This window comes from Halomonas sp. GFAJ-1 (assembly GCA_002966495.1).
Lineage (GTDB): Bacteria > Pseudomonadota > Gammaproteobacteria > Pseudomonadales > Halomonadaceae > Vreelandella.
This window is the reverse complement of record CP016490.1, coordinates 533,594-546,313: the sequence shown is the minus strand read 5'-3', so window position 1 is coordinate 546,313 and position 12,720 is coordinate 533,594. Positions and strand designations below refer to the sequence as shown.

Annotated in this window: 9 protein-coding genes; 8 read left to right on the top strand and 1 reads right to left on the bottom strand. The window is 55.8% G+C overall.

All coding sequences use genetic code 11. The annotated features are described in order from the left end of the window. Positions 1–35: 35 nt before the first annotated feature. The gene (locus BB497_02365) at positions 36–1,709 is read right to left on the bottom strand and encodes a DNA repair protein RecN (GenBank protein AVI61627.1); all 1,674 of its coding nucleotides are present in this window, start codon (positions 1,707–1,709) and stop codon (positions 36–38) included. Between the two features lie 206 nt (positions 1,710–1,915). On the opposite strand from BB497_02365, the gene BB497_02360 reads away from it, so the two are divergent. From BB497_02360 to BB497_02325, 8 genes are all read left to right on the top strand, one after another. Continuing rightward, on the top strand, positions 1,916–2,545 hold the full coding sequence (locus tag BB497_02360; protein ID AVI61626.1) for a nucleotide exchange factor GrpE: 630 nt from the start codon (positions 1,916–1,918) through the stop codon (positions 2,543–2,545). A 145-nt stretch (positions 2,546–2,690) separates the two neighbouring features. Then, positions 2,691–4,625 carry a molecular chaperone DnaK gene (locus BB497_02355; GenBank protein AVI61625.1) on the top strand — a complete coding sequence of 645 codons (1,935 nt, stop codon included), beginning with the start codon at positions 2,691–2,693 and terminating at the stop codon, positions 4,623–4,625. A 111-nt stretch (positions 4,626–4,736) separates the two neighbouring features. Continuing rightward, on the top strand, positions 4,737–5,888 hold the full coding sequence (locus BB497_02350) for a molecular chaperone DnaJ (GenBank protein ID AVI61624.1): 1,152 nt from the start codon (positions 4,737–4,739) through the stop codon (positions 5,886–5,888). A 189-nt stretch (positions 5,889–6,077) separates the two neighbouring features. Then, positions 6,078–6,359, top strand: a complete 282-nt coding sequence (locus tag BB497_02345) for a hypothetical protein (GenBank protein ID AVI61623.1) — start codon at positions 6,078–6,080, stop codon at positions 6,357–6,359. Between the two features lie 88 nt (positions 6,360–6,447). After that, positions 6,448–7,254, top strand: coding sequence for a 4-hydroxy-tetrahydrodipicolinate reductase (locus BB497_02340; protein ID AVI61622.1), 807 nt, complete (start codon positions 6,448–6,450; stop codon positions 7,252–7,254). Between the two features lie 392 nt (positions 7,255–7,646). Further along, positions 7,647–8,807, top strand: a complete 1,161-nt coding sequence (locus tag BB497_02335; GenBank protein AVI64232.1) for a carbamoyl phosphate synthase small subunit — start codon at positions 7,647–7,649, stop codon at positions 8,805–8,807. A gap of 65 nt (positions 8,808–8,872) precedes the next feature. After that, positions 8,873–12,103 carry a carbamoyl phosphate synthase large subunit gene (locus tag BB497_02330; GenBank protein AVI61621.1) on the top strand — a complete coding sequence of 1,077 codons (3,231 nt, stop codon included), beginning with the start codon at positions 8,873–8,875 and terminating at the stop codon, positions 12,101–12,103. Further along, positions 12,100–12,576, top strand: coding sequence for a transcription elongation factor GreA (locus tag BB497_02325; protein ID AVI61620.1), 477 nt, complete (start codon positions 12,100–12,102; stop codon positions 12,574–12,576). The genes BB497_02330 and BB497_02325 overlap by 4 nt, the downstream gene beginning before the upstream one ends. Positions 12,577–12,720 lie beyond the last annotated feature (144 nt).

Here is a 12,720-nt window from a genome sequence, read left to right as displayed (position 1 = left end):
CAGCGCCAAGCGGGTGGCGCTGCAGTGGTTAACCCTTAATGCGGCAGGCGCTGGCTGGCGTGGAGCATTTCACGGGCGTGGGCCAGTGTTTGGTCGGAGAGCGTCACGCCCCCAAGCATGCGAGCCAGCTCACTAATTCGCCCGCGTTCATCTAGCAGCGCCATGTGGGTCAGCGTAGTATCCCGCTTGGCGCGTTTTTCGATATGTAGATGCTGATGCGCCTGAGCGGCCACCTGGGGGAGGTGGGTCACGGTCATCACTTGGCCATTTTCCCCCAGCTTACGTAGCAGTTGGCCGACAATTTCTGCTGTTGCCCCTGAAATACCCACATCCACCTCATCAAACACCAGGCTAGGAATAGTAGAGTGAGCCGCTGCCACGACCTGAATTGCGAGGCTGATACGCGAAAGCTCTCCCCCCGACGCCACTTTGGTAAGGGGTCTTGCGGGCTGGCCTGGGTTTGCGCTAATCAGGAACTGAATGTGATCCAGCCCTTCCGGGGTGGGAGTATCACGGGGCGTAACATCGACCTCAAAGCGAGCCTTGCCCATGGCTAGGAAGGCCAGCTGCTGCTGCACCTCTTTCCCCAGGCGCACGGCGGCTTTCTGCCGTGCCTCACTGAGTTTTTTGGCATCGCTACGGTAGCGCTCCCGGCACTCAGCCACCAAAGTGCTTAACGACTCCAGGTCGTTATCGCTACTTTCTAACTGGGCGACCTCGTGGCTCAGCTGGGCGTGCAGCGCACAAATCTCTTCTGGAGCAACATGATGCTTGCGGGCGATGCGGTGAACATCCCCCATGCGCTCTTCCACCCAGGCCAAGCGCTCTGGGTCTAGCTCAGTGGTGCTTGCCAATCGGCTAAGCTCGCTAGAGGCTTCTTCAACCTGAATGCGGGCATCGCTCAGCATGGCCAAGGTATTGGCGAGTGTGCCCTTATCGCTCCCCGGAAGGGCGCTTAAATGAGCGTAAGCTTGATTCAGCAAAGAGAGCGCACCCCCTTCGTCGCTGGCGCAACAGTCGGCGGCAAACTGAGTTTCTCGCAGGGTCTCTTCCGCGTGGGCCAGGGTGTGCTGCTCTTCTTCTAACGTTTTAAGCTCACCCTCTGCCAAACCAAGCTGGTCGAGTTCTTCTACTTGATAGCGCAGCAGCTGGCGCTTGGCTTCCACTTCGCTGCCTTCTTCGCTGAGCTTTTTCAGCCGTCGCCTAGCACTTCGCCATTCGCGAAATGTGTCTGCGAGCTGCTGGCTGCTTTCGCGCAGCCCCGCATAATCATCCAGCAGCGCAAGGTGAGTCTCTTCACGCATGAGTGCTTGATGCGCGTGCTGCCCATGAATTTGGATCAGCTGCTCACCCAGCGATTTTAGATCGGCAATCGTGGCGGGATGGCCGTTAATCCATGCTTTAGAGCGCCCGCTGGCGGTGACTACCCGGCGCAGTAAGCACTCTTCTGTGGGTAGTTCTCGGGCGGTTAACCACTCCACGGCGGCAGGCAGGTGCTGAATATCAAAACGGGCAGAAAGGTCGGTGCGTTCGCAGCCGTGGCGCACGCTGCCAGCATCGGCACGCTCACCCAAACAGAGGCCAAGGGCGCCCAGTAGAATCGATTTACCCGCCCCGGTTTCCCCGGTAATGGCGGTCATGCCACGGGTTAAATCGAGTTCCAGACGGTCAACAATAGCGTAGTCCTGGATGGCAAGCTGAGTGAGCATAAGGCCTCCTGAGGCGGTGCGGCACAGAAGCTGGATACTTATCCAATGATTGTTGTTTTATACAGTAGTCGATAACTCACTTCAATGCTGCTCTTGAGATGGCTTTTATGGCCCCCATATAGGCTGCATACGTGGTTAATACTCCCTACTTAACTCTGGTGTGCCGCTTTTGGGCACCACTGCATATTTATTTTTAGGAGCAAGGCATGGCTAAAGAACCGCAAACCCCCATGGATGATGAGTTGGCCCGCCGTGAGCAAGAAGCGGAAGTCACCGAGCAATCCGCTGAAGAGCGCCTAATTGAAGACGAGCTCGAAGGGCTGATTAACGATGAGGTTCCGCTGGAGGGTGAAGAAGGCAGCCCAGAAGCTGACGTGCTGGCTGCTCAAGTAGAAGAGCTGGAATTAAGCTTGGCAGAGGCTAAAGACCAGGCCCTACGCGCTGCGGCCGAAGCCCAGAACGTACGCCGCCGGGCTGAGCAAGAAGCCGAAAAAGCCCGCAAGTTTGCCCTTGAGAAGTTTGTCAAAGAATTGCTGCCCGTTGTGGACAGCCTCGAAAAAGCGCTCGAAAGCATGCAAGACGGTGCGTCGGATGTTCACCGTGAGGGTGTCTCGATGACCCTGACAATGCAGCTGGGCGTGCTCAACAAGTTTGGCGTTGAGAGTATTGACCCCCAGGGCGAACCCTTCGACCCGCAGGTGCATGAAGCGATGACCATGGTGCCCAATCCCGAGCTTGAGCCAAATACCGTTATGGACGTGATGCAGAAGGGTTATCTGCTCAACGGACGCTTAGTGCGTCCGGCCATGGTGGTGGTTAGCCAAAAAGCTAAGTAAGAAAAGGTTGCCGCTAAGCACAAAAAAGCCCTTGAAATGCTGCTAGCGGCCCCCAGATAAGGGTCAACCCCGCGGGATACGCCCGCACACTGTTTTAAAAAACGAACTTTTCAGTTTTGTAACAAACGAATTCGAGGTTTTTGCTATGGGACGCATTATTGGTATCGACCTGGGCACCACCAACTCTTGTGTGGCCGTGCTTGATGGTGACAGCGCTAAAGTAATCGAAAACGCCGAAGGCGGTCGTACCACGCCTTCCATCATTGCCTACACCGACGACGGTGAAACGCTGGTAGGTCAGGCGGCGAAACGCCAAGCCGTGACTAACCCTGAAAACACGCTTTACGCCATCAAGCGCCTGATTGGCCGTCGCTTCAAAGACGACGTTGTACAAAAAGACATCAAAATGGTGCCGTACAAAATCGCTGAAGCAGATAACGGCGACGCGTGGGTAGAAGTAAAAGGCAAGAAAATGGCACCGCCGCAGGTAAGCGCGGAAGTGCTGAAGAAAATGAAGAAAACCGCCGAAGATTACCTGGGCGAAGAAGTGACGGAAGCGGTTATCACCGTGCCGGCCTACTTCAACGACAGCCAGCGCCAAGCGACGAAAGACGCTGGCCGTATTGCTGGTTTGGACGTTAAGCGCATCATCAACGAGCCAACCGCTGCTGCACTGGCCTACGGCATGGACAAGACGCGCGGTGATAAAACCATCGCGGTCTACGACCTGGGTGGCGGTACGTTTGATATTTCGATCATCGAAGTCGCTGACGTTGATGGCGAAACCCAGTTTGAAGTGTTAGCCACTAACGGTGACACCTTCTTGGGCGGTGAAGATTTCGATCTGGCGCTGATTAACTACTTAGTTGACCAGTTCAAGACAGATAGCGGCATTGATCTGTCCGGCGACAACCTCGCCATGCAGCGTTTGAAAGAAGCCGCCGAGAAAGCCAAAATTGAGCTTTCCAGCGCCCAGCAAACGGATGTTAACCTGCCCTACATCACGGCGGATAACACAGGCCCGAAACACCTTAATGTGAAGGTGACGCGTGCCAAACTGGAGTCACTGGTTGAAGAGCTGGTACAACGCTCGCTTGAGCCGTGCAAAATGGCGCTGAAAGATGCTGGTCTCTCTGCGTCTGAAATCGACGAAGTGATTCTGGTCGGTGGTCAGACCCGCATGCCGATGGTGCAGAAGAAAGCCGCTGATTTCTTCGGTAAAGAAGCGCGCAAAGACGTCAACGCTGACGAAGCGGTGGCCGTAGGTGCTGCGATTCAGGGTGGCGTACTGGGCGGTGACGTTAAAGACGTATTGCTGTTGGACGTTACCCCGCTGACCCTGGGTATTGAAACCATGGGCGGCGTGATGACTGCGCTCATCGACAAGAACACTACGATTCCGACCAAGAAGACACAAACCTTCTCGACGGCGGATGACAACCAAACGGCTGTGACGATTCACGTCGTTCAGGGTGAGCGTAAGCAAGTGTCGCAGAATAAGTCGCTGGGTCGTTTTGATCTCGCCGACATTCCGCCAGCACCGCGCGGCGTACCGCAAATTGAAGTGGCCTTTGACCTGGATGCCAACGGTATTCTGAACGTGTCAGCCAAAGACAAGGCGACCAATAAAGAGCAGTCGATCGTCATTAAGGCCTCTAGCGGTCTGACCGATGAAGAGATCGAGCAGATGGTGCGCGATGCTGAAGCCCACGCTGACGAAGATAAAAAATTCGAAGCGTTGGTACAGCTACGTAACCAAGCGGACGGCATGATTCACGCCACCCGCAAAACCGTACAGGAAGCGGGCGATAAAGCGACCGATGACGAAAAACAGGCCATCGAAACCGCTATCACTGAGCTGGAAGAAGCGATCAAAACCGACGATCAGGACAACATCCAGAAGAAACTGGATGCTTTGACCGAAGCTTCTGGCCAGTTGGCGCAGAAAATGTACGCTGAGCAGGCGGAAGCAGCCCAGCAGGCTGAGGGTGAAGGCGCTGAAAATGCTAACGCCAAGCAGGACGACGATGTGGTTGACGCCGAGTATGAAGAAGTCAACGACGATCAGAAAAAGCAGTAATTAACCTCTTTCTGCCAAGGAAAGTGGTAACGCGGGAGGCAACTCCCGCGTTGCTGTTTCCGCGGCCGAGACGCCTATTAAGTGCGTAGCTAACCAGGAGGCGTAGGACCCATGTCCAAACGCGATTATTACGAAGTCCTGGGTGTCGAAAAAGGGGCCGATCAGAAAGAGATCAAAAAGGCCTATCGCCGTCTGGCGCAAAAATTCCACCCCGATCGAAACCCGGACGATAACACTGCAGCGGAAAAATTCCGTGAAGTGTCTGAAGCGTACGAAATCCTAAGCGATGGCGAAAAGCGCGCGGCCTACGACCAGTTTGGTCATGCCGGTGTGGATGGCCAAGGCGGCGGCTTTGGTGGCGGTGGTTTCGGCGGTGGCGCTGGTGACTTCGGCGACATCTTCGGTGATGTGTTTGGCGATATCTTTGGTGGCGGCGGTGGCCGTCGTCGTGGCCCCAACGCACCAGCCCGAGGGTCCGACCTACGCTACAACCTAGAGCTTGATCTAGAGAGTGCGGTGGCCGGTACCACGGTAGACATCCGAGTGCCGCGCCATATCGAGTGTGACCGCTGCGATGGTGGTGGCGCTGAGCCAGGCTCCAGTAAAGAAACCTGCCCCACCTGCCATGGTCATGGTCAGGTACGTATGCAGCAGGGCTTCTTTGCGGTTCAGCAAACCTGCCCAACCTGTCACGGCAGTGGCCAGCACATTAAGGTGCCGTGCCATAAATGTAACGGCGAAGGTCGCGTTCGCGAAACCCGCACCCTCTCGGTGAAGATACCGCCGGGCGTGGACACCGGAGATCGTATTCGTCTTAATGGCGAAGGCGAAAGCGGCGTTAACGGTGGCCCACCGGGTGATCTGTACGTTCAGGTTGCCATTAAGCCGCACCACATCTTCAAGCGCGACGGTAAGCACCTGCAGTGCGACGTGCCGATCAACTTTGTGGATGCCTCGCTGGGTGGCGAGCTTGAAGTGCCCACGCTAGATGGCCGCGTGAAGCTGAAGATCCCGCCGGAAACCCAAACCGGCAAACTCTTCCGCCTGCGTGGCAAAGGTGTGAAACCGGTACGCGGCGGCGCCCCCGGCGACCTGCTGTGCAAAGTGGTGTTGGAAACGCCCGTCAATCTCAACGACGAGCAAAAAGACCTACTTCGCCAGCTGCAAGAGAGCTTCGATGGCAGCAACAGCCATAGCCACTCGCCGAAGAAGACCGGTTTCTTCGACAGCGTGAAGAAGTTCTTTGAAGAGATGAAGCCGTAAAAACTTTATTTCATCTTATGCAGTTTGCGTAACGACGCTAAAAACCAGCACCCATTGGGTGCTGGTTTTTTATGGGAAGTTGCTAAGTGAACGCATCGTTGTAATAAGTGCTCATTGTCTGCTTGGCTCTTATCGCCACGCGGATTAGGCTAGTGGGTACTCACTCGCTATCTACATGGAGAGACTTCGATGCCTTTATCCCGTGCTGAAATTGCGACCCCCTCCGGCGAGCGGTTGATGAGCCGTCTCTGCCAACACTGGGCGCATAAGTTCGACGTTGAGCAAAGCGAGCAGCAAGCCACGATCACCTTTGAGGCGGGCACCTGCTTAATGTATGCCGAGCCTGAACGGCTGCTGGTGTCTATTGAGACGCTGGAGGAGGAGCACCTCGATCAGTTAGAGGGCGTGGTGGAGAGCCACTTAGTGCGCATGGCGAAAGACGAGCCGCTGGAAATCGTCTGGGAAAACTAAGGGGGCGGTCTGTTATAATCGCGGCCACTTTTTTGTCCTTATTTTTATCTAACGCGTGATGCCGAACGGCGCATGCGCAGGAGTTGTCATGACCCGAATTGCCATTGTAGGCGTGGCTGGCCGTATGGGCCGCACGTTAGTGAACGCGGTTGAGCAAGAGGCTAATGCCTCGCTAGCAGGCGGAATTGTTGAGCCGGGCAGCTCCCTGGCTGGTGCGGATATTGGCGAACTGGCGGGCGTTGGTAAGCGCGGTGTGGCAGCGGTGGATTCATTAAGTGCGATTGTGGACGACTTCGATGTACTGATCGACTTCACCGCGCCCCAGGTAACGCTGGCCAATTTGGCTTTCTGCGCCGAGCACGACAAACGCATTGTGATTGGCACCACCGGCATGAGCGATGACGAGCTGGCCCAGCTTGATAGCTACCGCGATAAAGTGGCCATGGTGTTCGCGCCGAACATGAGCGTCGGCGTTAACCTGACCCTGAAGCTTTTGGAAACGGCAGCTAAGGCGCTGGGTGATGAAGGCTACGATATTGAAGTTATCGAAGCTCACCACCGCCATAAAGTTGATGCGCCCTCAGGTACGGCGATCAAAATGGGTGAAGTGGTCGCGGAAAGTATCGGTCGGACCCTCAAAGAGCACGGTGTATATGAGCGGGTAGGGCAGTGTGGCCCGCGCACTGATAAAGAGATTGGCTTTGCTACCGTGCGTGCGGGGGATATTGTCGGCGAGCACACGGTGATGTTTGCCACTGAAGGTGAACGCATCGAAATTACCCACAAAGCCTCCAGCCGCATGACCTTTGCCAAAGGTGCGGTGCGCGCGGCGCGCTGGGTCGCTGGCAAAGAGGTGGGCCGTTACGATATGCAGGATGTGTTGGGGCTGGAGTAGGTGGTAGCGAATGTTTTAAACAGCGAACTATTGCTAAACACCTCTGCTATTCAGGGGTAGTCTTTGGCCTGAAATTCCTGTAACATTCCAAAAATTTTGGCCCAGTGGCTGCAAAAAACAGCAGCATATCTGCAGTGAACGAACATCTGTAGAGAATGCTCTGTAAAAAAGCACCGCGCTTGTTGCACTGGCCTTAGGTTAGAAAAAATAGTCAGCCAAACGCTGCGCCATGGCAACTCGCCGTGGAAGAGAACAACAAGCGGGATGAAACCGATTTTTTTATTATCGGCTTCGTCCCGCTTTTTTACGACCCGACGTTTGCTTATAAAAACGCCGTAACCGGATCGCCGAGCCTGCGCCCACAGGCTCCCACCAGCATGGGAGAACTTGTTTTGAATAACCCCGCATTGAGCAAACCCGCGATATTGGCCTTAGAAGATGGCAGCGTATTTCACGGTACAGCGATTGGCGCAGATGGCGTCACAAGCGGTGAGGTGGTGTTCAATACAGCCATGACCGGCTATCAAGAAATCCTCACCGACCCCTCTTATACCCGTCAAATCGTTACGCTCACTTACCCGCATATTGGCAATACCGGCATTAATTCCGAAGATGTGGAATCGGCGTCTATTGCAGCAGCGGGCCTGGTGATTCGCGATCTTCCGCTTATGGCGAGTAGCTTCCGTTCTGAGCAAAGTCTCTCGGATTATCTGAAAAGCCAAAACATACTGGGCATTGCCGACATCGACACTCGCCGGTTAACGCGCATTCTGCGCGATAAGGGTGCGCAAAACGGCGCGATTTTGGCAGGGGCGGATGCAGAGGGCAGCGATGCGGTTGAGCGGGCGCTGGCGGCGGCGAAGGCGTTTCCTGGGTTGAAAGGCATGGACCTGGCTAAAGAAGTCTCGTGTAAAGAAGCTTACGAGTGGTCAGAGGGCGAGTGGACCCTGGGTGAGGGCTACGCCGACATGACTAAGCGTGAGCGCCCTTATCACGTGGTGGCGTTTGATTACGGCGTGAAATTTAACATCCTGCGCATGCTGGCCGCTCGCGGCTGCCGTCTGACGGTTGTGCCGGCGCAAACGCCAGCCGCCGAGGTATTGGCGATGAACCCGGACGGTGTTTTCTTAGCCAACGGCCCCGGGGATCCTGAACCCTGCGATTACGCGATCAAAGCCATTCAAGAGGTGCTGGAAACCGACACGCCGGTATTTGGTATCTGCCTTGGTCACCAACTGCTGGCACTGGCCTCCGGCGCGAAGACGCTCAAGATGAGCCACGGTCACCATGGTGCTAACCACCCGGTGCAAGACTTAGCGTCCGGCACGGTAATGATCACCAGCCAAAACCACGGCTTTGCCGCTGATGAGGCAACGCTGCCCAGTAACGTGCGGGCAACGCATCGCTCGCTGTTTGACGGCACCCTGCAGGGCATTGAGCGCACTGACCGCCCGGCGTTTAGCTTTCAAGGGCACCCGGAAGCGAGCCCCGGGCCGCGCGATGTAGCGCCGCTGTTTGATCGCTTTATCGCCATGATGAAAGCGCGTCGCTAACGCAGCGCTGCCAACGTTACGCCGTTTTTGTTGCTCATCGTCACCACTTTTTTGCGGGAACCGTTATGCCAAAGCGTACTGATATCAACAGCATTCTTATTATTGGCGCTGGTCCGATCGTTATCGGCCAGGCCTGCGAGTTCGACTACTCCGGTGCTCAGGCGTGTAAAGCGCTACGCGAGGAGGGGTACCGGGTTGTGTTGGTTAACTCCAACCCCGCTACCATTATGACCGACCCCGCCATGGCCGATGCCACGTACATCGAGCCAATCACTTGGCAGGCGGTGGAAAAGATTATTGAAGCCGAGCGTCCCGACGCTATTTTGCCCACCATGGGTGGCCAAACGGCGCTGAACTGTGCCCTTGAGCTTGAAAAGCACGGCGTGCTGGAAAAGTACAATGTCGAGATGATCGGCGCCAACGCCGATGCGATTAACATGGCCGAAGACCGCGATCTGTTCGATCAGGCCATGAAGCGCATTGGTTTAGAGTGCCCGAAAGCGAAAGTCGCGCACAGTATGGATGAAGCCTGGGAGATTCAGGCTGAGCTGGGCTTCCCGACCATTATTCGCCCTTCCTACACCATGGGCGGCTCCGGCGGCGGCGTGGCGTATAACAAGGAAGAGTTCGAAGAGATCTGTATGCGTGGGTTCGAACTTTCCAATAACCACGAGCTGCTGATTGATGAGTCGCTGCTGGGGTGGAAAGAGTACGAAATGGAAGTGGTACGCGATCGCAACGACAACTGCATCATCGTCTGTGCGATTGAAAACTTCGACCCTATGGGCGTTCACACCGGTGACTCCATTACCGTTGCGCCTGCGCAAACGCTGACGGATAAAGAGTACCAGATCATGCGTGACGCCAGCCTCGCGGTACTGCGTGAGATTGGTGTGGAAACCGGCGGCTCCAACGTCCAGTTCGGTATGGATCCGAAAACCGGCCGCTTGGTGGTTATCGAGATGAACCCGCGGGTATCCCGCTCCTCGGCGCTGGCGTCTAAGGCGACGGGCTTCCCGATTGCCAAAATCGCCGCCAAGCTGGCCGTGGGCTATACGTTAGATGAGCTGCAAAACGACATCACCGGTGGCCGCACGCCCGCGTCGTTTGAGCCCTCGATTGATTACGTGGTAACCAAAATTCCACGTTTCACGTTTGAAAAATTCCCCCAGGCCAATGACCGTCTGACCACCCAGATGAAGTCGGTGGGTGAGGTGATGGCGATTGGCCGGACCTTCCAAGAGTCACTGCAGAAAGCCCTGCGCGGCCTGGAAACCGGTAACGATGGCCTTGATCCGATCATCACCGATTTTACGCCGGATAACATGTCGGTCATTCAGGGTGAGCTTCAAGCCGCCGGTGCCGAGCGCATTTTCTACATTGCGGACGCCATGCGCTCAGGTATGAGCGTTGAGGACGTATTTGCGCTGACGAATATCGACCCGTGGTTCCTGGTGCAGCTGGAAGACTTAGTGCTGACTGAAAACGCCGTCGCCAAGCGCACGCTCGCTGACTTCTCTGCCCGCGAGCTTTACCAGCTCAAGCGCAAAGGCTTCGGCGATGCGCGCCTGGCAAAACTGCTTGGCGTGTCGGAAAAAGAGTTCCGCAAAACCCGTCAGGCCGCTGGTATTCGCCCGGTTTATAAGCGCGTTGATACCTGTGCTGCGGAATTTGCGTCTGACACCGCCTACATGTACTCCACCTATGAAGAGGAGTGCGAGGCGGATGTGTCGGATCGCCAGAAAATTATGGTACTTGGCGGTGGCCCCAACCGTATCGGCCAGGGTATCGAGTTCGACTACTGCTGTGTTCACGCCGCTTTCGCTATGCGCGACGATGGCTATGAAACCATCATGGTCAACTGCAACCCGGAAACCGTATCTACCGATTACGACACCTCGGATCGTCTCTACTTTGAGCCGGTAACGCTGGAAGACGTGCTGGAAATTGCCGATAAAGAGAAACCGGTAGGCGTGATCGTTCAGTTCGGTGGTCAAACACCGCTGAAACTGGCCCGTGAGCTGGAAGCCGCAGGCGTGCCGATCATCGGCACCACGCCAGACGCCATCGACCGCGCTGAGGACCGTGAGCGCTTCCAGGTGATGATCGACAAGCTTGGGCTGAAACAGCCGCCTAATGCGACGGCGCGTAGCTTTGAAGAAGCATTTTCTAAGGCAGAAGTGATTGGCTATCCGCTCGTGGTTCGCCCCAGCTACGTACTGGGTGGCCGGGCGATGGAGATCGTCTACGACGCCTCTGAGCTTGAAAGCTACATGACCCATGCGGTGAAAGTCTCCAATGACTCTCCGGTGCTGCTTGACCACTTCTTGAGTGCCGCAGTAGAAGTCGACATCGACGCGGTGTCCGACGGCCAGCAAGTGGTGATCGGCGGCATTATGCAGCACGTTGAGCAAGCAGGCGTTCACTCCGGTGACTCCGCCTGTGCGTTGCCGCCTTACTCGCTGCCTGCCGATGTGCAGGATGAAATGCGTGACCAAGTGAAGCAGATGGCCGTTGAGCTGGGTGTTAAAGGCTTAATGAACGTCCAGCTCGCGTGGCAGGATGGCGAGATCTACGTGATTGAGGTGAACCCCCGCGCCTCGCGTACCGTGCCGTTTGTGTCTAAGTGCATCGGCACGTCGCTTGCGCAAATTGCCGCACGTTGCATGGCCGGTAAAAAGCTCGCCGAGCAGGGGTTTGAGCGCGAAATTATCCCGCATTTTTATAGCGTCAAAGAAGCGGTCTTCCCGTTCAACAAGTTCCAGGGCGTAGACCCGATCCTCTCACCAGAAATGAAGTCTACTGGTGAAGTGATGGGGTCTGGCGACACCTTTGCCGAAGCCTTCTTCAAGGCACAGTTGGGCGCGGGTGAAGCGATTCCTGCGCTGGATGGCGAGCGTAAAGCATTCCTGTCAGTGCGCGAGCCGGACAAGCAGGGGATTATCGAAGTGGCGCGTTCTCTGCTAACATTGGGCTTCACACTATGTGCAACGCGTGGCACGGCAGCGGCACTTGAAGCTGCCGGGCTCGACGTAGAGCACGTCAATAAAGTCTACGAAGGCCGTCCCCATATCGTCGATCTGCTTAAGAACGACGAAATCGCCTACATTGTGAACACTACGGAAGGTCGTCAGGCTATTAACGACTCTTCGGTAATTCGCCGTACTGCTCTCTCGCGCAAGGTGCCCTATGCGACCACCTTGGCGGGCGCTAATGCTGTTTGCATGGCGCTTGAGTACGGTAGGGAGATTACGGTGCGGCGCCTTCAGGATCTGCATGCAGGAGCAACGCAATGAACAAGGTCCCGATGACGGTAGCGGGAGAAAAGAGCCTCCGTGATGAGCTTGCTCATTTGAAGGGCGAGGCACGCCCTCAAGTGATTGCCGCTATCGCAGAGGCGCGTGAACACGGCGACCTTAAAGAGAACGCCGAGTATCACGCCGCTCGCGAGCAGCAGGGGTTTATCGAAGGGCGTATTCAGGAAATTGAGAGCAAGCTCTCTGTTGCTCAAGTGATTGATGTTACGAAGCTGCCGAGAACGGGTAAGGTGATTTTTGGTGTAACCGTCTCGCTGCTGAATCTGGATAGCGATGCCAGCGTAACCTATCGTATCGTGGGTGAAGATGAGGCCAACATTAAAGAGGGCCGCATTTCAGTCACGTCACCTATCGCCCGTGCTCTGATTGGTAAAGAAGAGGGCGACGTGGTGGTAGTGAAGACACCCGGCGGTGATGTTGAGTACGAAATTGAGAGCGTAGAGCATCTCTAGTTCGTCGCCACTCGCGGGCGCTAATCGCGCCCGCGCTTTGGTAGCCTAATGACGTGCTAAAAAAAGCCCGAAGCAGTTAATGCCTCGGGCTTTTTGCATCGCTGACGATGTTAGCGCTGCTCGTCGCTTTTAGACGTGGAGCAG

Coding starts and splice junctions, on each gene's coding strand:
- BB497_02325 (AVI61620.1), top strand. CDS start 12,100: ATGAACAAGGTCCCGATGACGGTAGCGGGAGAAAAGAGCCTCCGTGAT.
- BB497_02340 (AVI61622.1), top strand. CDS start 6,448: ATGACCCGAATTGCCATTGTAGGCGTGGCTGGCCGTATGGGCCGCACG.
- BB497_02355 (AVI61625.1), top strand. CDS start 2,691: ATGGGACGCATTATTGGTATCGACCTGGGCACCACCAACTCTTGTGTG.
- BB497_02345 (AVI61623.1), top strand. CDS start 6,078: ATGCCTTTATCCCGTGCTGAAATTGCGACCCCCTCCGGCGAGCGGTTG.
- BB497_02330 (AVI61621.1), top strand. CDS start 8,873: ATGCCAAAGCGTACTGATATCAACAGCATTCTTATTATTGGCGCTGGT.
- BB497_02360 (AVI61626.1), top strand. CDS start 1,916: ATGGCTAAAGAACCGCAAACCCCCATGGATGATGAGTTGGCCCGCCGT.
- BB497_02350 (AVI61624.1), top strand. CDS start 4,737: ATGTCCAAACGCGATTATTACGAAGTCCTGGGTGTCGAAAAAGGGGCC.
- BB497_02365 (AVI61627.1), bottom strand. CDS start 1,709: ATGCTCACTCAGCTTGCCATCCAGGACTACGCTATTGTTGACCGTCTG.